The organism is Bacillus sp. HNG, from assembly GCF_003400205.1.
Taxonomy (GTDB): domain Bacteria; phylum Bacillota; class Bacilli; order Bacillales; family Bacillaceae_L; genus Ferdinandcohnia.
This window is the reverse complement of record NZ_QUQV01000019.1, coordinates 18,735-41,838: the sequence shown is the minus strand read 5'-3', so window position 1 is coordinate 41,838 and position 23,104 is coordinate 18,735. Positions and strand designations below refer to the sequence as shown.

General features: G+C 36.7%; 18 protein-coding genes, 1 pseudogene and 1 riboswitch. Of the genes and pseudogenes, 14 read left to right on the top strand and 5 right to left on the bottom strand.

Annotated features, from left to right (window positions below; translation table 11 throughout):
- Window positions 1-169 precede the first annotated feature (169 nt).
- From DZB84_RS21585 to DZB84_RS25350, 8 genes and pseudogenes are all read left to right on the top strand, one after another.
- Window positions 170-1,162 carry an ABC transporter permease gene (locus tag DZB84_RS21585; RefSeq protein WP_189655338.1) on the top strand — a complete coding sequence of 331 codons (993 nt, stop codon included), beginning with the start codon at window positions 170-172 and terminating at the stop codon, window positions 1,160-1,162.
- Window positions 1,163-1,179: 17 nt separating this feature from the next.
- Window positions 1,180-2,058 (top strand): carbohydrate ABC transporter permease, encoded by an 879-nt coding sequence (locus tag DZB84_RS21580; RefSeq protein WP_116354370.1) that lies wholly within the window; start codon window positions 1,180-1,182, stop codon window positions 2,056-2,058.
- Between the two features lie 25 nt (window positions 2,059-2,083).
- On the top strand, window positions 2,084-3,700 hold the full coding sequence (locus DZB84_RS21575) for an ABC transporter substrate-binding protein (RefSeq protein ID WP_116354369.1): 1,617 nt from the start codon (window positions 2,084-2,086) through the stop codon (window positions 3,698-3,700).
- Window positions 3,701-3,711: 11 nt separating this feature from the next.
- Window positions 3,712-5,166 (top strand): glycoside hydrolase family 32 protein, encoded by a 1,455-nt coding sequence (locus DZB84_RS21570; protein WP_116354368.1) that lies wholly within the window; start codon window positions 3,712-3,714, stop codon window positions 5,164-5,166.
- Between the two features lie 112 nt (window positions 5,167-5,278).
- Window positions 5,279-6,238, top strand: coding sequence for a carbohydrate kinase family protein (locus DZB84_RS21565; RefSeq protein ID WP_116354367.1), 960 nt, complete (start codon window positions 5,279-5,281; stop codon window positions 6,236-6,238).
- An 84-nt stretch (window positions 6,239-6,322) separates the two neighbouring features.
- Window positions 6,323-8,176 carry a glycoside hydrolase family 32 protein gene (locus DZB84_RS21560; protein WP_116354366.1) on the top strand — a complete coding sequence of 618 codons (1,854 nt, stop codon included), beginning with the start codon at window positions 6,323-6,325 and terminating at the stop codon, window positions 8,174-8,176.
- 33 nt (window positions 8,177-8,209) lie between these two features.
- On the top strand, window positions 8,210-11,998 hold the full coding sequence (locus DZB84_RS21555; RefSeq protein ID WP_116354365.1) for a GH32 C-terminal domain-containing protein: 3,789 nt from the start codon (window positions 8,210-8,212) through the stop codon (window positions 11,996-11,998).
- A gap of 464 nt (window positions 11,999-12,462) precedes the next feature.
- Window positions 12,463-12,658 (top strand): annotated as a pseudogene (locus DZB84_RS25350) (IS3 family transposase); the annotation flags it as partial.
- Between the two features lie 140 nt (window positions 12,659-12,798).
- Here the strand turns inward: DZB84_RS25350 and DZB84_RS21545 are convergent.
- Window positions 12,799-13,344: an HXXEE domain-containing protein gene (locus DZB84_RS21545; protein WP_116354364.1), complete on the bottom strand. Its 546-nt coding sequence runs from the start codon at window positions 13,342-13,344 to the stop codon at window positions 12,799-12,801.
- Between the two features lie 138 nt (window positions 13,345-13,482).
- Window positions 13,483-15,387 carry a squalene--hopene cyclase gene (gene shc, locus DZB84_RS21540; protein ID WP_116354363.1) on the bottom strand — a complete coding sequence of 635 codons (1,905 nt, stop codon included), beginning with the start codon at window positions 15,385-15,387 and terminating at the stop codon, window positions 13,483-13,485.
- Window positions 15,388-15,489: 102 nt separating this feature from the next.
- Between shc and DZB84_RS21535 the strand changes: the two genes are divergently transcribed.
- A complete protein-coding gene (locus tag DZB84_RS21535; RefSeq protein WP_116354362.1) occupies window positions 15,490-16,626 on the top strand; it encodes a DUF2515 family protein in 1,137 nt (378 codons plus the stop codon).
- Between the two features lie 961 nt (window positions 16,627-17,587).
- Window positions 17,588-17,965 (top strand): hypothetical protein, encoded by a 378-nt coding sequence (locus tag DZB84_RS21530; protein ID WP_116354361.1) that lies wholly within the window; start codon window positions 17,588-17,590, stop codon window positions 17,963-17,965.
- 25 nt (window positions 17,966-17,990) lie between these two features.
- On the opposite strand, the gene DZB84_RS21525 is transcribed toward DZB84_RS21530, so the two are convergent.
- Window positions 17,991-18,509 carry a hypothetical protein gene (locus DZB84_RS21525; RefSeq protein ID WP_116354360.1) on the bottom strand — a complete coding sequence of 173 codons (519 nt, stop codon included), beginning with the start codon at window positions 18,507-18,509 and terminating at the stop codon, window positions 17,991-17,993.
- A gap of 218 nt (window positions 18,510-18,727) precedes the next feature.
- On the opposite strand from DZB84_RS21525, the gene DZB84_RS21520 reads away from it, so the two are divergent.
- Window positions 18,728-18,928 (top strand): hypothetical protein, encoded by a 201-nt coding sequence (locus DZB84_RS21520; RefSeq protein WP_116354359.1) that lies wholly within the window; start codon window positions 18,728-18,730, stop codon window positions 18,926-18,928.
- A 4-nt stretch (window positions 18,929-18,932) separates the two neighbouring features.
- Window positions 18,933-19,220 carry a hypothetical protein gene (locus DZB84_RS21515; protein ID WP_116354358.1) on the top strand — a complete coding sequence of 96 codons (288 nt, stop codon included), beginning with the start codon at window positions 18,933-18,935 and terminating at the stop codon, window positions 19,218-19,220.
- 54 nt (window positions 19,221-19,274) lie between these two features.
- Here DZB84_RS21515 and DZB84_RS21510 read toward each other — a convergent pair whose 3' ends face one another.
- Window positions 19,275-19,523, bottom strand: coding sequence for a hypothetical protein (locus DZB84_RS21510; RefSeq protein WP_116354357.1), 249 nt, complete (start codon window positions 19,521-19,523; stop codon window positions 19,275-19,277).
- A 281-nt stretch (window positions 19,524-19,804) separates the two neighbouring features.
- Here DZB84_RS21510 and DZB84_RS21505 point away from each other — a divergent pair, with 281 nt between their 5' ends.
- Window positions 19,805-20,479 (top strand): metal-dependent hydrolase, encoded by a 675-nt coding sequence (locus DZB84_RS21505; RefSeq protein WP_116354356.1) that lies wholly within the window; start codon window positions 19,805-19,807, stop codon window positions 20,477-20,479.
- Between the two features lie 111 nt (window positions 20,480-20,590).
- Here the strand turns inward: DZB84_RS21505 and DZB84_RS21500 are convergent, their stop codons facing one another.
- The gene (locus DZB84_RS21500; RefSeq protein ID WP_116354355.1) at window positions 20,591-21,346 is read right to left on the bottom strand and encodes a SurA N-terminal domain-containing protein; all 756 of its coding nucleotides are present in this window, start codon (window positions 21,344-21,346) and stop codon (window positions 20,591-20,593) included.
- A gap of 325 nt (window positions 21,347-21,671) precedes the next feature.
- A riboswitch (purine riboswitch) is annotated at window positions 21,672-21,773 on the top strand.
- A gap of 122 nt (window positions 21,774-21,895) precedes the next feature.
- On the opposite strand from DZB84_RS21500, the gene DZB84_RS21495 reads away from it, so the two are divergent.
- Window positions 21,896-23,044 (top strand): BMP family lipoprotein, encoded by a 1,149-nt coding sequence (locus tag DZB84_RS21495; protein WP_116354354.1) that lies wholly within the window; start codon window positions 21,896-21,898, stop codon window positions 23,042-23,044.
- Window positions 23,045-23,104 lie beyond the last annotated feature (60 nt).

The window sequence follows — 23,104 nt, the reverse complement described above, 5'->3', positions numbered from 1 at the left end:
TAGATTTTTTTTCAAAAATATAGGTCAAGCGGTTGACATATAAAATAAAACAAATTAAAATAAATATATCAACCGGTTGACACAAATATATAAAACGGGTTGGAAATATGTGAAAGCGGTTAACACAATAGTGCACCTTAAGTATTCAATTTAGGGGGGATATTCGTTTATGGCATTGCCAATTACAAAAGAGAAAGAGAATAATCGGGAGAAAGTCTCGGATTCTCTAACGTTAGTAAAAGTGCAGAATAAAAAAAAGGAGAGTTTTTTACATTATTTCAAACGTAACTACACCCTTTATTTGTTTTTAGTTCCTGCCATTTTACTAACTATTGTTTTTAAATATGTACCAATGTATGGAGCTATTATTGCATTTAAAGATTTTAGTCCAATGAAGGGAATTCTGGGTAGTGATTGGGTAGGATTAGAACATTTTAAGGATTTTTTGACATCCCCAAATTTTGCGGAAATTTTTATGAATACGCTTAAGTTAAGCGTTTATGGATTAATTTTGGGTTTTCCAGTTCCCATAATTTTAGCTCTAAGTCTTAATCAGGTGAGAAGAGCTGCAATAAAGAAAAATATTCAATTAATATTGTATGCTCCAAATTTCATATCAGTCGTAGTTATTACGGGAATGTTGTTTATTTTTCTTTCACCTACAGGACCAATTAATTCATTATTATCGACATTGTTAGATAAACCAGTTTCTTTTATGACTGATCCAGAATATTTCAGATCTGTATACATTTTATCGGGAATATGGCAAGCAGCTGGATGGTCATCAATTATATACGTGGCGGCTCTTGCCAATGTTGATCCCCAGTTGCATGATGCTGCAACTATTGATGGGGCATCACTTATGCAAAGAATAAGACATATTGATCTTCCGACATTAAAACCTCTAATGGCTGTCCTATTTATTCTGGGAGCAGGTGGAATAATGGCGATTGGATTTGAAAAGGCTTACCTCATGCAAACAGCTATGAATATACCAACTTCAGAGATTTTGCCAACCTATGTCTATAAAGTTGGATTGCAAGCAGGTGATTATGCCTATTCAACAGCGGTAGGATTGTTCAACTCTGTAATTAATGTAATTTTACTAGTTTTTGTGAATTTTGTAGTGAAAAAATTAAATGAAGGTGAAGGTTTATATTAACAGGGGGTGAACAGCGGATGAAAAATCATTCAAAAGGCGATCGATTCCTTCTTTTAAGTAACAAAATGGTATTAATATTACTAGTTTTAGTGGTGTTGTTGCCATTACTTTATATACTATTAGCCTCTTTCCTGGATCCAAATGTATTACTTAGTAGGGGATTCTCATTAAATCCAAATCATTGGAGTATGGAAGGGTATAAAAGAATTTTTCAAGATGACTTAATGATAAAAGGATTTATTAATTCTATCATTTATTCAGTAGGATTTACGCTTGTAACAATTCTAGTTACGATATTTGCAGCATACCCGCTATCGCTTGATGGTTTTAGAGGAAAAAATGTAATCATGGTATTTTTCCTAATCACAATGTTCTTTAGCGGTGGGTTAATACCAACCTATTTAGTAGTGAAGGATTTAGGGATGTTAAATACAATATGGGCCATTATCCTACCAGGTGCCATTAGTGTTTGGAATATTATTTTGGCTAGAACATTTTTTAAGAGCTTACCCAAAGAGCTTTTTGAAGCAGCTAAAATTGATGGTGCTTCAGAATTGAAAATCTTTTTAAAAATAGTGTTACCATTGTCCAAACCTATCATATTTGTCTTAGCTTTATATGCCTTTGTTGGGCAGTGGAATTCCTATTTTGATGCAATGATCTATTTAGAGGACCAAGAACTACATCCATTACAACTAGTATTACGCTCGATCCTTATTCAAAATCAAGTTCAACCAGGGATGATAAGCGACCAACTTGCAATGGCCGAATTAAGTAAACTTGCAGAAAAGATTAAATATGCATCAATCGTCGTTTCAAGCTTACCGTTGTTAATAATGTACCCATTCTTCCAGAAGTATTTTGAAAAAGGTGTAATGGTAGGTTCATTAAAATAAATAAGAAAAATTGGAGGGGTTATTTATGAAAAAGTTTTACAAGCTATTGGTTGTTTTCCTGGCTTTTAGTGTAGTACTTTCAGGTTGTGTCGGTGGGAAAAGTAGTAAAAGTTCTTCATCTGAAGATTTGGGATTAAAAGACATTAAATTCCCACTCGAGGAAAAAGCTACACTTCACTTTATGACCCAAAGTTCAGCTTTGGCACCTACTGATCCAAATGAGAAGTTAATCTATCAAAGATTGGAAGAAGAAACTGGAGTTCATATTGATTGGAAAAACTATACAAAAGATCAATTTATTGAAAAGAGAAACTTAGCACTGGCAAGTGGTGAACTACCAGATGCAATTTTAGATGCAGCATTTAGTGATTACGATCTATTAAAATATGCAAAAGATGGAACAATTGTACCAGTTGAGGATCTAATTGAACAATATATGCCTAACTTACAAAAGGTTCTTGAACAAGCACCAGAATATAAAGCAATGATCACAGCTCCAGATGGTCATATTTATAGTTTTCCGTGGATCGAGGAATTAGGTAGCGGTAAAGAGCGTATCCAAGTTGTAGATGATCTTCCTTGGATTAACGTAGAGTGGTTAAATAATTTAGGGCTAGAAATGCCTACAACGACTGAAGAATTGAAAGAAGTTTTACTTGCTTTTAAGACACAGGATCCAAACGGTAATGGTGAAGCAGATGAAATTCCACTCTCCTTTATCATCAATCATGGTGGAGAGGACCCAGCATTCCTTTTTGCCTCATTTGGTTTAGGTGATAACTGGGATCATACAGTTGTAACAGATGAAGGAGAAGTTGTGTTCACTGCAGCACAAGAAGGATACAAAGAGGGTATGAAATTCTTTAATGAATTACACGAATTAGGATTGATTGATGTTGAAGCATTTGAACACGATTGGAACAAATATGTTGCGAAGGGAAAGGATCACAAATATGGACTTTATTTCACTTGGGATAAAGGAAATATTACGGGGATGAATGATTCATATGATGTAATGCCTCCGTTAGCTGGCCCTTCTGGAGAAGTTAACGTAGCACAGACAAATGGTTTTGGACTTGATCGTGGAAGAATGGTTATTACGAGTGCGAATAAAAACTTAGAGTTAACAGCTAAATGGATTGACCAGTTATATGAACCTCTTCAATCTGTTCAAAATAACTGGGGTACTTACGGTGATACAGAACAACAAAATATTTTTGAATTCGATGAAGCAGCAGGTATGCTGAAACACCTTGCATTAGATGGAGCTGCGCCAGTTGAAATAAGAGAAAAAACTAATGTAGCTGGTCCACTAGCTATTCTTGATGAATATTACGGTAAATATACAACAAAACCAGATGATGCTGCCTGGAGACTAGATATATTGAAGGACGTAATAGTTCCACATATAAAAGCGGAGAACTTCTATCCGCCTGTATTCTTCTCATTGGAAGAAGCAGACGAAAAATCAAAAATTGAGACAGATTTATTTGCTTATGTAAACAGAAAACGTGCTGAATGGATGACAAATGGAAACATCGATGCGGAGTGGGAAGAATATTTAGCGGAACTTGAAAGGCTAGGTTTAAGTACATGGTTGCAAATCAAACAGGATGGATATGACAGGACTGTTAATCAATAGGAGGTTAGAAATTGAAGACTACTAAACTCGAAAAATATAGACCAGCATTGCACTTTTCTCCTAAGAGAAATTGGATGAATGACCCGAATGGTTTAGTATTTTTCAAAGGTGAATACCATTTATTTTTTCAACATAATCCAAATGATAGCATATGGGGCCCCATGCACTGGGGCCATGCAGTTAGTAAAGATTTAATTAAATGGGAGGAACTAGAGATAGCCCTATATCCAGACGAGCATGGAACTATTTTTTCCGGAAGTGCTATCGTTGATTGGAACAATACTTCTGGTTTCTTCCCAAACGAACCAGGGTTGGTAGCTATTTTTACTCACCATTTAGAGGAGACAGATCATCCGCCCAAACAGTCGCAAAGTTTAGCATACAGCTACGACAAAGGGAGAACTTGGATCAAGTATGATGGGAATCCTGTACTAACTCACCCAACGAAAGTGGATTTCAGAGATCCAAAAGTATTTTGGCATGAGGAAAGTAGTAAATGGATCATGGTGCTAGCAACGGAACAAACGATATCAATATATTCATCTCCTAATCTTATAGATTGGCAGTTTGAAAGTGAATTTGGTGAAGGTATCGGTTCTCACGATGGGGTATGGGAATGCCCAGACCTATTTGAATTAACCGTAGAAAATTCAAATCTTAAGAAGTGGATACTCATCGTTAGCATTGGAGATAATCCAAGGTTTGATTCCGGTTCACGTACTCAATACTTTGTGGGCTCTTTTGATGGGAATCAATTCGTAGCAGAACATGATGATTTAAAATGGCTAGACTTTGGAAAAGACAACTATGCAGGTGTTAGTTTTTCCGATGTTCCTAAAGAAGATGGGAGAAGAATTTATCTTGGGTGGATGAGTAACTGGCGGTATGCAAATCAAGTTCCGACCGATGGATGGAGAAGTCAAATGACACTGCCAAGAGAACTAACGCTATTAGAAACAAATGGGAAATTTGAAGTAGTTCAAAAAGTGGTAAGGGAATTAGATAAGTACTTAACCAAAAAAGAAGAAATAAACAACGTTACTTTGGATGCGGAAAGCACAAAGAGTTTTGAGGTTGATGCGGACTACGTGGACATTAATCTAACATTTGAAAACATTGATGCTGATAAGCTTGGATTGACAATACATCATACTAGAACACAATATACAACGGTTTCAATTGATACAAAAGATAATGTATTACTATTAGACCGTGAGCATTCGGGGGAAGTTGATTTCTCCGAAAACTTTTCTAAGCCTCAAATGCTTGGACTAAAAAGAACAGATGGAGCCCAGCTTAGGATTGTTGTTGATTCTTCTTCAATAGAATTATTTATTAATGAAGGAGAACAAGCATTAACAAGTCTAGTCTACCCAGATAAAGCATGTGAAAGAGTATCTGTTTTTACAATGGGTGGTAAAGCAAATGTAATTAAAGGAAAAATCACAATTCCTTCAATAAATTAGTGGTATATCTATACAGCCAGAGGAAGTAAGTAAGCTACCCCTCTGGCTACTTTTTTATAAAAAAATAGAAAAAACTTAAAAATGGCTTATTAAAAGTAAGAGGGGTATAGAGATGAAAGATGTAACAGCACTAGGAGAAATACTAATTGATTTTACTCCAAATGGTTTAAACGAACAGGGTAATCCAGTATTTGTTGCTAATCCGGGCGGTGCTCCGGGGAATGTTCTGGTTTCATTAGCTTGTTTAGGAATGGAAACAGAATTTATTGGGAGCGTTGGCGATGACAGTTTCGGCCACTTTTTAGTTGATACCTTACAATCAAAGGCTGTACATACAAATGGAATTGTTTTCTCAAATATCAATACAACACTAGCATTTGTCCATATTGATGAGAGGGGTGATCGATCCTTTTCCTTTTATAGACGACCAGGAGCAGACATGATGCTCGCAAAGGAGGAAATAGATCTCAGTCTTATTTCTGAATCTCGTATTTTTCATGTGGGCTCAATATCTATGACGAATGACCCATCAAGGGAGGCTACATTAACAGCATTAAATTATGCAAAACAACATAATGTGACCATTACTTTTGATGTTAATTTACGACCTCCCTTATGGGATAATCTAGAGTTAGCCAAACAGGAAATAGAAATAATTATGAATTATGCAGATATAGCAAAGGTTTCAGAAGAAGAATTAGAATTTCTAACAGGTGAAAAAGACATTGCCATTGGAGCAAAACAAATTTATGAACAGTATCACCTTTCTCTTCTTTTTGTTACATTGGGGGACCGAGGAAGTTATGCATATAATCAAAATGGGTTAGTGTTTGTTCCAGGTTTTTCTGTAAAGGCAGTTGATACAACTGGATGTGGTGACGCATTTTTTGCGGGAGTTTTATTTCAACTATTGAGTAATGATTTATTACAAGATGAGGTAAATCCAGAGAAGATGGAGCAAATTTTACGATTTGGAAATGCAATGGGGGCCTATGTTGCACAAAGAAAAGGGGCTATTCCGTCCATGCCAACAAGGGATGAAATAGCGGAATTTATAGCTAGCAAAATCTAATTGATTTTAATATTTTTCCAATTTTAATTATGGGAATATGAACAGATTTTTCAAACTTCAGAAGGAAGGTAGTAACAAGCAACAATGAAAAAACTACTCGCAGTTTTTGGAACTATTATGTTATTAATAGTATTTTATTTAATATATCAAAATCGAGAGGTTGGAAAAAATTTGGATGCATTACGGCCCGATAATATGCAAGCCGCTACTTCTGATTATTATACTGAACTATATCGTCCACAGTACCACTTTTCAACTCCTACCGGGAATTTAGCCGATCCTAATGGATTAATCTATTTTGAAGGGGAGTACCATTTATTCCATCAAAAGAATGGTAACTGGGCACATGCGGTAAGTAAGGATTTGCTTCATTGGGAACACTTACCTGTCGCATTAGAGCATGATACATTAGGGCAAGCATTATCCGGAAGTGCTGTTGTTGATTGGAATGACTCAACTGGTTTCTTTGATGGTAAAGCGGGTTTAGTAGCTATTTATACAAATACAGAGGGTGGAGAAGCCCAAAGTATTGCTTATAGTAAGGATAACGGAAGAACGTGGGAACGATATGAAGGGAATCCGGTCATATCAAATCCCGGCATAAAGGATTTTCGGGATCCAAAAGTGCTTTGGCATGAGGAAACAAAAAAATGGGTAATGGTAGTATCTACAAATCAAAGTGTATCATTCTTTAATTCTGATAATCTTATTGATTGGAAATTCCAAAGTCAATTTGGTGATAATGAAGGATCACACGTAGCGGTTTGGGAATGTCCTGATTTATTCCAATTACCAGTTGATGGTGATAAAAACAATAAGAAATGGGTGCTTCATGTAAGTATTGGTGATAATGATGAAACAAACGGTTCTACAGCTCAATATTTTACTGGGGAATTTGATGGGACCCAATTTATAAATGATAATCCTCCTGAAAAAGTTTTAACAACAGATTTTGGCCAAGACTTTTATGCGGCGCAATCATTTTCCGATGTTCCAAAAAAAGATGACCGTAGAATATGGCTAGGATGGATGGCAAACTGGAGGTATCCATACCAGTCACCTACAGATCCTTGGATGGGCTCTATGTCTATTCCGCGTCAACTATCCCTAAAGACTGTTGAAGATGGCAGTATCAAACTCATCCAAGAACCAATTAATGAAATTGAAAGTTTAAGAGTTGATCACACCACTGTGGAATCAATTGTAGTTGAGGGAAAGCATCTAATGAATGAATTTTCCGGTACGTCCTATGAATTCGAAGCAACAATTGAATGGGAGGATGTAGAGGAATTTGGAATTCGTCTTCGTCAATCCGAAGAGGAAGAGACTGTATTCGGCTATAATACTCTAGAAGGACAACTTTTTCTAGATAGGTCACAGGCAGGATTAGAAACACTACTTGACCGCAATGGTGGGTCTTTCCAATTTGGCACAAGTTATAAAACAGATTATTCTTCTGAAAGTAAGCAATTAAAAATAAGAGGTTTTGTTGATGAATCATCCATCGAAGTGTTTGTAAATGATGGAGAATATACTTTCACAAATCTGATTTATTCTAAGCCTACAAGCAATGATATTGAAATATATTCTAAAGGCGGAAAAATAAATGTTGTCTCACTAGATTTCTATCATTTGTATTCAACATGGCGAGAACGTCCTAAAGAAAATGAGGTTGAGCGCATTGTGTTGAGTGAGGAGTATGTAACATTAAAAGTAGGAGAAAACAAAACGATTAAAGCGCAATTAAAACCTGATTGGATAAAGAACGATGCTAAATTTATCTGGGAGTCTAAAGATCAAGAAAGTCTCAAAATTACCCAGATTAATGACTCTAGTATCATTGTAGAAGCAATTAAACCAGGCGTTAGTAAAATAGAGGTAAAAGGCCTAGTAAGTGGGATAACAAAGGAAATAAGAGTAAGAGTACTAGAAAAATAAGATATTGAAAAACTATTGAAGAGAGGGTAGGATATGAAGCCTAATTTAGTAAGATTTATTAGTGTAATTTTGTCAACTTTACTCATTATTACATCTTTGTCATCCATGTTTATCTATCCAATGTCAGGATCGGCAACTGAATTAAATGAATCAAGGGAGGGTCGGATTATTAATAGTGTAACTAAAGCCTCTACAAATATTAAAGAATGGCAGGTAAAAGGAAAAGGTATATTTGAAGATACAGAACAGGGACTTTTGCTTACTTCAGAGCCTAGAGAGAATGTAATGGCTATATCGAATGTTACGTCAGAGGATTTTATTTATGAATCAGATATCAAAGTAATAGATAAGAATGCGGACGCTACTTTAGTGTTCCGTTCAAGCGAAGATGGCTGGGATTCTTATATGCTGCAAATTGTTCCAAATGCAGGTATCATTCGTCTTCGTGATGCCAGTGACGATTATAGATTAAAAGAGGAATACCAAGTAACACTACGCGAAGGTGAAATCTATCATCTGAAGATTAAGGTGGTAGATGATAATATCAAGGTTTATTGGGAGAATAGATACACTCCTGTTATTGATGTAGATATTGATTTGTATGGGAAGGGGTTTCTTGGTCTTAACGTATGGGACGGATCGGCCTTGTTCCAAAATATAAAAGTTAGCGAACTTGCAACAAATCTTGGAACATCTCAATATAAAGAAGGAAATTGGGAGCCATCTATCAGTGGCCTAAGGGGAATTGCCGATAATGAAATAAAAGCTAAGCAAATTTTCAGTAAAGGCGCAAGTGATTTTGTTCTGGAAGGGAATATATCTTTTGATCAAAATCAATCGGAAGCAAGTCTAGCATTTCGTACAAATGAACAAGGAACAACTGGTTATTTGGCTACACTCATTAAAGAAGGTAATAAAGTTAGAGCCCAATTGAAAAAGGTTGACGGTACAGTGCTCAAAACATCTGAACGAACCTATAAAACCCAAGCAGGTACAAAACACCATCTTGAAATTATAGCAAATGGGGAACAAATAGAACTATATGTTGATGGCTTTTCTGATGCAGCTATTAAAATGACAGATGATGATTACAAGTCTGGCTTTGTAGGATTCACTGTAACATCAGGATCTGCTAGTTTCAAAGACGTTTATCTTGTACCTCTATCCAACTATTACAATGAAAAGTATAGACCTGACTATCATTATACTCCAGCTCGTGGCTCTGTAAGTGATCCAAATGGTCTAGTCTATTACGAAGGTGAGTATCATTTGTTCCATCAAGATGGGGGAACTTGGGCTCATGCTGTAAGTAAAGACTTAGTAAATTGGAAACGCCTCCCTATTGCTTTACCGTGGAATGAGCACGGGCATGTTTGGTCTGGTTCTGCTGTAGCAGATCTTAATAATGATTCAGGATTGTTTACCAATTCAGGAGGTAAAGGGCTTATTGCCTACTATACTTCCTTTAATCCAGATAGACATAATGGTAACCAGCGTATAGGCCTTGCCTTCAGTACTGATCATGGGCGTACTTGGAAATATTCAACCGAACATCCAATTGTGATAGAGAATCCGGGTAAGAATGGAGAAGATCCGGGTGGATGGGATTTCCGCGATCCTAAGGTAGTTCGAGATGAGGAAAACAACCGATGGGTCATGGTTGTTTCTGGTGGAGACCATATTCGCTTTTATACTTCATCTAATCTAATTGATTGGAAGCATACAGATAATTTTGGATATGGTGATTATGTTCGTGGCGGTGTATGGGAAGTCCCTGACCTTTTTGAACTCCAGGTAGAAGGTACAGAAGAGAAAAAATGGGTTTTGATGATTAGTACAGGCGCGAATCCGAAGACACAAGGTTCTGATGCGGAGTATTTTGTAGGGCATTTAACTGCCGATGGTAAATTTGTAAATGAAAATCCAGTAGGTAAAGTATTAAAAACAGATTATGGTAAGGAGTTTTATGCATCAATGTCCTTCTCAAATATGCCTGATAACCGCCGTGTTATGCTGGCATGGATGACCAACTGGGATTATCCTTTCGCTTTTCCAACTACGGGCTGGAAGGGTGAGCTGACGATTCCTAGAGAAGTAAGATTGGTAAAGACAGATGATGGGATAAGACTGGCACAAGCTCCTATTAAGGAATTACAATCAATCAGAAGTACCATTTTCCAGACACAGAACAAGGTAATAAACCCGAATAATTCTGCAAACTTGTTGAAGGGAATCTCTGAAGGTGCGTATGAAATAGAAGCAGAAGTTGAAATTCCCCCTACAAGTACCATAACCGAATTTGGTTTTAAAGTTCGTGAAGGTTCTAACCAAAAAACGGTGGTTGGATATAGGACTGAAGAACATCAAATATTTGTAGATCGTGCTGAGTCAGGAGAAACTGATTTTTCAAGGCTATTTTCCACTTTACATGAAGCTCCTTTAATACCAGAAAATAAGCGAATCAAATTAAATATCTTTGTAGATGATTCGTCTATTGAAGTCTTTGCAAATGATGGAAAGGTTGTCTTTTCTGATGTGATCTTCCCGGATCCTTCAAGTCGTAGTATGAACTTCTACACAAAAGGTGGGGAAGTGAAGGTTGTTTCATTAAAAGTACACTCTCTTGTAAACACTTGGAACCAAAACGGTGAAAAGGAAACTCGAATTGTAATGGATACAAATCAAAGAGAGTTGAATATTGGTGATACGTTAACATTATTTGCTTCCGTGAAAAATGGAAACGGAAAGGGAACTCAGCCCATTATATGGAAGTCAAATAATTCAAATGTAGTGAAGGTTGTGTCCTCAGATAATTCGAAAGTATTACTGGAAGCACTAGGTAAAGGAGAGGCGATTATTTCTGCCTCTACACCAAATGAAAAGTCTTCAGAAAGTGTAATTGTAAGAGTGCATGCAGGTAAATTCTATACTAATCTGACTGGTTGGAAATCAGATCTTACTTCTGTCAATTGGACAATTACCGAGAATGGAATCAGTGGTAGTCATACAAGTGATGCAAATTATATGGCACAGGAAACTGGCGGAGATTTTACGTATGAAGCAGAGATGATGCTTGGTGAATCTGGAGGAGCAGGATCTATTTTATTCCGAGCTAGCGAAGATGGAAGAAGTGGCTATTACTTTAATCTTGATCCGAATATGAAAGCTTTTCGTCTGTTTTACAAGATTGACGGTTCCTTTGAGGAGCGTATGGTCATTGCAAAGGTTCCTGCATTTATTCAACCTGGAAAGACTTACAAGGTGAAAATTGAAGCAAAAGGACCTCGCATCCAGATTTATGTGGATGGCCAAAAAATCGTGGATGTACAGGATGGCTCCTTTGCGGAAGGTCATTTCGGCGTAAATGTTTTTGGAGGTAAAGCTTCTTATCAGAATGTGAATGTTAGCAATGTGTTAGAAGCAAACTTAACCACTACAAGCTTTACGAATAAAGCAACAGGTCAAGCAATTTATACAGCTAAGTCTCAGAACGGTGAGCCAGTAACTATTACAGATTCAGTTAATGCTACAAATTGGACATTGGTTCCAACTGGTGATGAGCATGGTTCTTATTCAATTCGTACAGAAGGTAGCAAAGCGCTTGATTTGGATACAGGGCAAAACAAAATACAACTGTACAACTATCTAGGCTATAATAATCAGCGCTGGGTTATTACCAAAAATAATAATGGAACTGTGACAATCACTACTGTTCATAACGGCAAAGCTCTCGAAATTTCAGAAGAAGGAGTTTTAATACTTAATGATGTGATTCCTGGTCTAGAGCGTCAGGAGTGGATACTCTCTACTGATTTAAAATAAAGTGGTAGGAACTTTAACTATTTTTTATAGGGTAAAGGGAATTATTTAGGTGTTAGCAATTGCAATTATTGATACCTGGGGCTTCCTTAGAAACATTACTGATACAGACAATCTGTCTAAAAATGCTAACATTTTGCTAACGCAATCTCATAAAAAACGGTAAATTCTCGTTAAAGATGTTACAGTGGGGTTTGTCAAAAACCTTAATATACCGCACTTTCTTCACTAATCGTTAAAGATATTACACACTCTCACCTTAGGGGCGGCATGATGTAAGGCTTTTAAGCCCAAACATCTGAGAAATAGAAAAAGCTATTTTCGGCCGTTTTGTGAAGCAGTCATGTAAATAATTATTTTCAATAGCAAAACCACTTCCTATAAAAAATAAGGGAGTGGTTTTTTGTGTTGTTAAAATTTGCTTTTCAAGATTTTTTGGATGACAGACGGTTTAAAAATACGACTGAAGATGTATAGATAATGGACCAATGACTCCTTTTGGGGAACACTCAAATGCGAGAATGACTATTTATGTAAATATAAGACATTTGAAGAATTGTCTATAGCTATAAATGAGTATATACATTTCTAGAGAATCATGAAAGATATCAAAAACGACTAAACGGCCTTAGCCCTACGGAATATAGAGCTAAAGCCTTTTAAGTACCTTTTTGTTATTTCCAATGTCTACTTGACAAGGGGCAGTTCACCCATCAGTCCTTGAGTCAATACTTTTCGAAAAATCATCCTTCCACAAGCAGTATGAAAAGGTCAAGAGACTTTATAAAAGAGTCTGGGGCTAGTTATCGAATAAAATAACGGCCTAAAAGATTGCCAACTAGAAAAACCAGGATCAAGATCAGACTAACCGGGAGACTTGTGAATAACAAATGCCAGTCCATCAGTCCATATTCGACTAAAAAATAATATGTAACGAAGCAGTAAGGTGTAAGGAGGAACAGTGAAGTTATGATGCCAGGCGTGTAGGCCCTGAAAATGATGGTTTGAACAATATGCATGAAGGCCTGCAAAACAAATAAATTAAGAATGGCTGTAAATAAAAGAAAATCCCCTCTGGTAGACGAAAAATGAGCGGTCATGACTGCAGTGAATGAGATAATCAGTAAAATCCATGTAGCCGAAACAGCAAGCTGGGCAGCGGTCGAACCCAGTTTCTTCCTCATTTTGAATGTTAGTTCGACGAAGTTAGTTTTCGGATAGTTGTCTTTGTTTGAAGCCATAGAAGATTCAATGGTTATGATCTCTTCTAAGTCATGGAAAATAAAAATGATGGGAAACAACCAAATTAATGTTTTAAGATCCAAAAATTGATGAAGAGCCCCTAGCATCTTTTGTCTGCCTCCTTTTAATTGGTAAGATTTTGTATTTCTCAAAGACTACCGTCTGTTGTGGTTTGTTCATTTTATGGGATAGGTTATAAAAGTATGCCAAAGGTCACTCAATTGATTTTATGAATAGACAAATCCTTAAATGAAGTTTTCGTGTGACAACCCCGTTAGGAGTTGCCCACCAACTAATTTTTGATAATGGGCTAGGGAGATCAAAGGAAAAACATATTCATAACAATGATAATTGAGATAAAAGGACCCTGCCATTCCTCTTCCTTTTGGGTAGGTCGCCGTCCAATCTTTTTCTTTCTTATCCACTAGAAATGCTACACCATTTTCAATATCAGGCGTAACTCCAGTTGCGGCCGAGATGAGTGTGTCAAGGGCCCAAGCAGTATGAGTGCGGGTACTTTCGCCCAACGGCACATAACAATTTTTAATATCACTTTTACAGGATTCTCCCCAACCACCGTCGGGATTCTGAATTTTCCGCAACCAATTTAGAGCCTTTTGAATAGCTGGATGATTCGGGGAAACCCCAACTGCAACCATTCCCGTTACGGCCGCCCATGTGCCATAAATATACACGCCCCAACGTCCCACCCAGGAACCATCGGAATTTTGATGCCGCAACAGCCAACGAATCCCACGTTTCACCATGGGATGGTGAAGGTCCAAATGGGTATAGTTTCCGAAGAACTCTAAAGTCCTTCCCGTTAAATCAACCGTCGACGGATCAATCAACAAATCTTTTCCACCCTCTATCGGTAACAAATTCAGCACTTTCTTGTCCACATTCTTTTCGAATGCCGCCCAACCTCCGTCCTTGTTTTGCATGGAAATGAGCCAGTTTACTCCACGATCCCATGCCTGCCGGCAATCTACTTGCTCTTTGGCCAAAGTACGTATCGCCCTCAGTGCTGCTGTTGTATCGTCAATATCTGGGTGGATCGTGTTCATGTCCGCAAACCCCCAACCTCCTGGTAACAGGTTTGGTTCATGAATGACCCAATCCCCGTATTTGAGATGCTGACGAGAGAGAATGTAATGATTTGCCATTTGAATCGAGGTGGACGAATAGGGAACTCCGGATTCTTGCAGAGCATAATTGATTAAAGCCGTATTCCATACCGAAGCCGTCGTGTACTGGCAGTGAAGATCTTCGTCAATCCGGCAGGTCATCGCTTTTAAACCTTTCACGGCACGAGTAATCACCGGATGTGTAGTTGGATACACCCTCGCAAGTAAGGCATAAATCATGAGAGATGTCGTGCTGAAATAATTTAAATAGGTGCCGTCCGGTTCGATTCGGTCCAGCATATATTTTTCAGCACGATATAACGCCAATTCGCGAAGATTTACATGGGATTTCAGACCTTTAATACCGTGTTTAATCAACTTAATAACCGAGCGGGCCTCATCAGCTTGATCCTCTGTAAAAAAACGAACATCTTTTTTTTGAAACAAATCGGAGAGATTGGGCGATCGAGGCGTTCTCTTACGAAAATTCGTATTGGCGAGAATTAAAAAAGGGATAATGTTCGCTCTTCCGTACACGGAGAGGTCAAAAAGATTGATGGGAAAGGAGTCTGGTAAAAGCATCACTTCGATATTAATGGGGAAGTGCGGCCACGCACATTGTCCTGTTATGGCCAAGATGATTTTCAAAAACATATGGACTTCCGTGGCCCCTCCGTTGGCCTCTATAAACCTTCTTGCTGCCTGGATTTCCTGGTCTTTTTGATCCCGGTAACCAGAATAAAGAAGAGCATAATAAGCTTCCACGGTGGATGTCAGATTCCCTTTTTCTTCATCATGAAATAGCTTCCAAGATCCATCTTTCTGCTGTTTTCCGGCGATACGTTTCACCAATTCTTTTATGAACTCCTCATCATTTATCTCCAATGTCCGTAATAAGATAATCATACTGCAGTCTGTTGCAATCCCGATCTCGAAAGGATAACGCCAGGCTCCGTCCTCTGATTGATCCTGGACCACCTGATTAGCGATTCTGTTAATTTCCTTATATACCCGATGCCTCATATTACCCATCCTCTCCCAAATATTCATTTTTGTATTCATATTCCGTGAACAAAATGAATATGCATTCCTTTGACGGGATGACTGATACACTCAAAAAGGATGATGCCGTTGTTGCTGAACTCTTTCTCAGATGTAAAAAAAGAATTAAAAAAAAAGACGAAAAAGAAATCTTTTGGCCTACTGCCCTGTTTATCAGAAAATGATAAACAATATATTCACCTTATAAGAGAACAAACGAGACAATTTAACCAAAATAATGTAACACGGACGCAAGCTTATTTTCAGTTTTACCTGCAGCACCCTGAAATACATTGGGCCCTTCTTGGACATATGGTATCGCGAAACGTCGGATGGAACATGACTGATTTAAAAGGGCAATTGCTGACAAAACTTTTACCTGAAAGAGATCAGAAAGCTTTTTTTTCCTTTTTGGAACGCGGCAGTTGGTTGATTTTTCAAGATGCGTTTCCTCAATTTTTAGTTTATGACCTTAGTGTGAAGGGTAACAAAGAAATGTTCCATCTTTTACCTTTTTTTCACATTTCCACCTTCATGGAAACGATGTGGCGATATTTTTGGCAAAGTGGAGATAGCTATACATTGGCGATTGCGATGGTGATAAATGAACAAAGCTATTTGGAAAAAAGATTGATTCAAAATAATCATTTCAAAAAAACCGTAACAGGTACGGTCAGCTTTAAAATGTATGATTTTTTGCGACTCAATAATATTCTTTTTCCATACAGTCCAGGGGAAAAAAGGGAGAAAACGTCACTTGTCGGCTCCACCTCACGGTATTTCACTTCGCTCCACGAAAGAATTTTATTCGGAAAAAAATTGTATTCCCTTCTTTTTCAGCGTGAAAAGATTCTGGCGGGGGTCTTGAAATGGGCGCATGAACACCCTCACACGGGCTCACGGAAAGATTATTGGCCTAATTTGTTTAATGATGTAAATGAATCTTTTCCTCGATCCCTTTATAAGCCGCGGGTCAAGAATTGCGTATTGAGAAAGGGTGCCGAGCGGCTGTACAGCCCGCAATTAAAATACGCCTGGCCAAATACCCCTCATGAAGATGAGAAGAGCGGAGATTGGTTTGAGGATTGGCATGTTCTGGATTATATTCATAAAGAAGTCAGTTTGAATGGAGAGATTTTAAATAATTATTGCAAAACCCTTGAAACAATTGAACTAGCGGTTATGGCGAAGGAAGCCCTTCTGTTACGAGAAGAAGAATAATTATTATTGAGCGGTGATTCTGACACTATTCAAATGATGGTAGTGTAATGTGGAATGATTAATGTATAAATTGCCATAAAAAATTCACCTAATATCTATTATAGATATTGTTGCCACTCTGGTTTGTCCTTGTAATTAGGATAACAGGTTTGAAATAAGTTTGTGAAATATTGTTAAACAAACGGGTGCGTTCGTATTAAAAGTTTAACCTAATGGTTGACCCTTTTTTAAATAGAATTTATTCGTGCTTTAAAATTGTTAACCCATTTTACTTACCAATTTTAATTCATTTTTCAGCCGGTCTTTTGTAATTGGTTGATTCGGAAACTCATAATCTGAAACAGTTGATGATGAGCCTGATTTGTAAAAGGTAATTTAAAGAGAAATCTAAACTACAAATAAAGCTTCTTTCTATACAAATTGGAAATTGCATTTATGCTGTTGCTTCAAAATCTTGTATGGGAGGTAATACAGTTTATTAATGTTAAGGAAATAGTCATCGATACAATGCTAACATTTTGCTAACGTAATCAAATGAAAAACGGTAAATTCCCGTTAATGATGTTACACCATAATTTATGGAAATCTAGATATTTGAACTTTTAACACACATCGTTAAAGATATTACACACTCTCACCTTACAGGCAGTATGATGTAATAGAAACTCTAAACTCCTGAAGTATCAAGAGTTAGAGCGACTTTCATCAAACCGTAGTTATTTAATTGGTCATAAGGCTTCAGTAAAATCACTATTAATTAAGAAGGCCTTTCATCAATTCACTGAATTGGAGAGAGGCCTTTTTCCAATTCTGAATGATAATTAGAACTTTACGAATCTCCTTGGATTTATATACTAACTGCAAATGTCTACGCATAAAGTTTGTATAAATATAATAACATTGCTAAAGGCAAGTATAGATGTCATTATCGTCAAATCCATTTACATATAGGGGGGAAATTATGTTTAAATACTTTTCTTTTATAAAAAAACAAAAAGAAAAACAAATAAACCCTCTGTTATTAACAAAATTAGATCGAATTATTGAGTTATTAGAACAGAAAGACAAGGCGAGTGAAGCAAAAACAATACAGATTGATCATGTTCAAATTGATCATTTGGAAAACCTTACCTTTCAGTTAGATAATCTTGATATTGACGAGTTAAGCGGAAAGTTGATGATAGGAAACAACATTATGAGTAAGGGTGATTTGTCTGAATCACTTGATCTAAAAGTGAATAGTAATTTGTTGAAAAAAGAATCTTTATCAGAAACATCCGCCCCCAAGGAAGAGATGGTGAAAACCTCTAAGGGTTATCGCTTCCGAAACCATCCTTAGATGAATGATTTGCAACCTTCAATGATCAGCACATAGATTCATCATTTTCAATATTTGTAATTTTAATGTCTCGGTCATCAATAACTCCATCCACTACATCTTGGTCATCTACGTAATTTACATTATGTCTAATCTGATTTTCATGCCCATATAGATTACCTATCGAATAATTAAATTTGTTATTAGCATCTATTCCATTTACATATCCCTTCCCAATACTTAAGGAGTTATTATTCGTCATTGCATTAACGTTTACACTTTCAAGGGTAAGATTTGTTGTATGATTGTCATTTGGCTGTTCAACGTGCAAATTGATGTCACGGTCATCAATGGGGGTATCCACAATATCAGGATCATTTAAAATCAACGTATTGTGAAGGAGCAGATTAGACTGACCACTAATACTTCCAATCACTCGATTCTCTTTTCCATGGGCACTCCAGCCGATCGCTGAGTTCCGCTCTCCAATAAATATACCTGACTGCCTTTGCATCGTTTGTACATGTATATCTCCAGTAAAGTTAATATGTTTGGAGTTTATCATCTAAGGTTCACCACGTTTGAACAATTTTCTAATTCGTTTATTGTACTGTATGTTTAAGGAATTAGATTGTTGATATGATCCGAAAAAAAGAGAGTGACATTCCATTAGAAATATGAATATCTTACATAAGAAAAGTGGGCAATAGCCGCTATACGAATCAAATGGCTGTCGTGCAATAAATGCCAAATAACAATTAAATTAAAGGAGAAACGGATAAAATGCTCAATTTAAAGTTGGGGGACATTACAATAACGAGTCTCGGTGATTCTTCAGGTTTTTTTATAGGTGAAGAGAATACACATAAAAAATTTCGTTCAAATAAAGTGATTACTGAAATCGTTGGAGACTTATCCGGAAAGGAAAATACAGTGATAAACAATGAATGGGTTAAGGATAATCTAGAATGGGAGGAGGAATAAAGTAATGGAATCAGCTATTTTATCTCCAACCTTCAAGATTGGAACGATTAAAATTGGCGTAATTGAAAGTGCTTCGTGCTTTAGCATTGGTAACAATTTTATTGAAGACTTTCAAAATAGTAAACAGCATAACCAGGGACTTGGAAATATTCATGGTGATAAAAATAACCTGGCTCATATGAAAGCATCGCTATCAAAATACGAGCAAAGTCCGACATCAAAAAAACAACAAGCACAAGAGGGAAACCAAACCCCTCAGAACCATACAAAAAAACAACAAACCCTTGGTTAATAAAAGGGTTTGTTGTTTTTTAGATTCGATGAATAAATCTATATGTTAAACAGCTTAGACATTTCCTCCAAAATTAGGTTTAATATCCTGATCAAAGATTACTCCGTCCATTCCTTCAAAGCTATCTGTAATAGTATTAAGATTTCCAATGTTGGCATTGCCGATACCATACATACCAGCAAGGTTTAGATTTTGTTTTCTGTTGGCATCCATACCATTAACAACTAATTCACCAACTTGCACGACTGAGCTTGGCTGGGGAGAATTGACATTGAATATTCCTAAATTGATGACTGAAGGCACATTTTTTTCCTCCCATTCTGTTCTACTTATAAGCCATCTTATGTAAGGATAAATACTTTGTGACGGCCCTAGTATCAGAGATTTCGTATTAAGAATCCATGTCAGGTAAAGCTCTGGAGTAATTGACATCAATTGGCAAATCCGGATTTAACTCCGAATGAGATGCCAACAAACTTAACAACAATCAAATCTCAAAAGTAGGGCATGTTTTTTTGTGCTATAATTTGATTTTTGGATAACTTCTGATAGAAAAATAGACAAAACAACAAAGAGGTGGCAGCATGAAAGGTCGTACTCATTTAACAATAGGGTTAGGTATAGGAGCGGTTGCGTCTGTTAGCCAATCACTTGAAGCGATGCCTGTCCTTATAGTTGCATCAGGATTAGCTTCGCTTGCTCCTGATTTAGACGGAAATAATCTATTGAACAAACGTGTAACGAAGACGGCTAAACTAATTAAAAAAGTAGGGGCATTTGTCGGAGTGGCATTAATGGTCCTGGCTTTGGTTACATACTTTTTAGAAGTAAAGGACTTGTCTTTTCTAGACGAAAAATGGTTTACAGAGCAAAATAAACTTCTACTTTTTGGTTGGGGAGCAGTCATTATAGGTCTTTCGCTGAAGAGTCAGGAAACATTAAAAAACATTCTAATGAGCCTCTTAAGTTTATTCCTTCTATACTATGCATTTACAAGTGAGTTGTGGTGGTTGGTTATGTTTGCCTTATACTTAGGGGGCGCAGGTTGGTTTCCACACCGAGGACTAACGCATACGATTTGGGCACTGGCCTATTGGTGGTATATGTCCTATCTGTTACAAGTTAGCACTGGGGTGGAAAGTTTGGCTCTTATTTCCACAATAGCTTATTTTTCGCATATTGTAGGAGATATGCTAACAAAAAAAGGAGTTAAATTTCTATATCCACTTACCAATAAAATATTCAGAATGCGTTTTTAATGCAACAAAAAAGAAGATGAATCCTACATTTTGTAGAGAGTCATCTTCTTTTTTGTTTGAAGGGGCATATGTCAGTAGCCCCTTGAGCTGTTTGTTTTTGTGTGTACTATCTTAAATTTTAATATCAATCTTTGCGTTTTTCTTTAACTCTTCAACCTGTTGAGCGAGTTTTTCTTGCTGTTTTTGTTGGTGAAGAGATTGTTCGATTTGTGGTTTTACGTCTTCGAGTTTTGGAACTTCTTGTCCTGTACTCTTTCCTTGTTCTGCAAATTGATCATACATTTTTTGAATTTCTTCATCGGTTATTTCACCAGCTGGCACTTCTTTTTCCACGTACTGTTTAAGTTTAATATCGTCAGCTATTTGAGTTTCAAATGTTTTCATATCCATGCCGGACTTTTTAAGAGCGGCTTCGAATTCTTCTTCTGTTTTAAACTGTTTTTTTATTTCGTCTAGCTGCTTAGTAATTTCTTCCTCTGTAGCTTTATAGTTTTTTTTATCAGCTTCTTGAAGAAGAAGAGTTTGTCCGATTAAGCTGTCAATTGTTTGGTTTTTAGCTTGTTCTGCAGCTTCTTTAGAAGTTGGATCTTGTCCCATTTGCTGCATGAATCCTTGAACAGATGCTAATGCGCTATTATAGTCACTTCCTAAGATCTTTTGATCATTCACGATGGCAACAGTTTTCTTTTCATCTATTTGCTGTGCTTCTAATTTCTTTTGCACTTCTTCTATTTGCTTTTGTTGTTCCTCCTGCTGAACGGTTTCCGCTGTTTTTGCATTTGTTTCTTTACTTTCATCATTTCCTCCGCACGCTGCTAAAACAACGGCCATTAGACCGGTTACTAATGTAAACATCATTTTTTTCATAATCGATCTCCTTCCTTAAGCTAGAAGTATAATTTTTTCCAAAAAAATTACCTAGTGTGCATTATAAAGTTAATCTCATGAAAAATAAACAGTACGCGGTCTTTTTTAATATTTATTACAGGATTGAAACATTTCATTCTGATAGGAACACGGCATTCGCGCATTTGACGAACACTAGTGTTACACAGGAATTTCGCCTTTATTTTCCAAGTTATTATCGTTGTTATTCTGTGAAAACCCTCCCAATTCCGAACGTTAATTATTAATTGAGGAAAAATATCCGCTTTTTGTTGACAGGTATAATTATCGATGTTACTATGAGTGAGTAAAAATTAAATATTATTCTCGTATAATATTGGGGATATGGCCCGAAAGTTTCTACCAAGCTACCATAAATAGCTTGACTACGAGGTTGCGTATATATTAATGGAAATAAGCGATTGCTTTATTTCTGTTATTTACCTTCCTACAAGTCAAGCACCGGTATAACTCGGTGCTTTTTAATTTTTACAGAAGTAATACAACATGACTTACAGGAGGATCAATTCGATGAAAAATACAAAGAAAATCGTAATGATATTATTTATTGCTTTAATGACTGCGGTTATGGCAGCATGCGGAAGTGACTCAGCTAATGAAAATGGAGCTAAGTCGGAAAACGGTGAAGAAGGATTAAAAATTGCGATTGTAACAAGCCCTTCAGGCGTGGATGATGGTAGTTTTAATGAAGATAACTATAATGGAATTTTAAGTTTTATTGATAAACATCCAACAGCAACGGTAAAAGCTGTTAAGGAAGAAACAGGTGACCCTGCTGCAGCTGTACAAGCTGTTGCTGATATTGTGGCAGATTATGATGTGATTGTAACACCTGGGTTTCAATTTGCTGGTGTTTCAAGTATTGCTGTAGAAAACCCTGATAAAATTTTTATTTTAAATGACTCTGAGCCTGCACCTGTAGGTGACCAAACAGATTTCGATAATATCTATGCGATGAATTTCGCTGAACAAGAAAGTGGATTTTTTGCAGGAATGGCTGCAGCACTTGAAACAAAAACAAATAAAATTGCGGTAGTAAATGGTATTGCTTATCCGTCAAATGTAAATTATCAATTTGGCTTTGAATCAGGTGTAAATTATGTAAATAAGGTTTATGGAAAAAGTGTTGAAATGGTTGAATTATCAGGTTATGCAGGAACAGATGTAACAGGTGCTGATGTTGGTGGTAACTACGCAGGATCTTTTGCAGATGAAGCAACTGGTAAAGTGATTGGAAATGCGTTAATTAAACAAGGTGTAGATATCATCTTTGTTGCTGCAGGTGGTACAGGTAATGGTGTATTCACAGCAGTTAAGGAAGCTGAAGGCGATGTAAAAGTAATTGGTGTGGACGTTGACCAATTTGATGATGGTGTAAATGGTTCTGAAAACATCGTATTAACATCTGCTGTAAAATTCATGGCTATGAATATTGAAAAGACATTAAATACTGTTGAAGATGGAACTTTTAAAGGTGGAAATGTCGTTCTTTATGCAGATACAGAATCAACTGGTTTTATTAAAGAAGAAGGCCGTCACCAATTATCAGAGGATACACTAAGCAAAATGAATGAAGCTTACGAATTAGTAAAAGAAGGTACAATCGTACCGGCATCTAATTTCAATGATCATACTCCAGAAGAGTTTCCAGGGCTATAAGATTAAAAAGAGCACAATAACGAAGTGAATCATGAGAAGTTTATCATTTCCTCATCATAG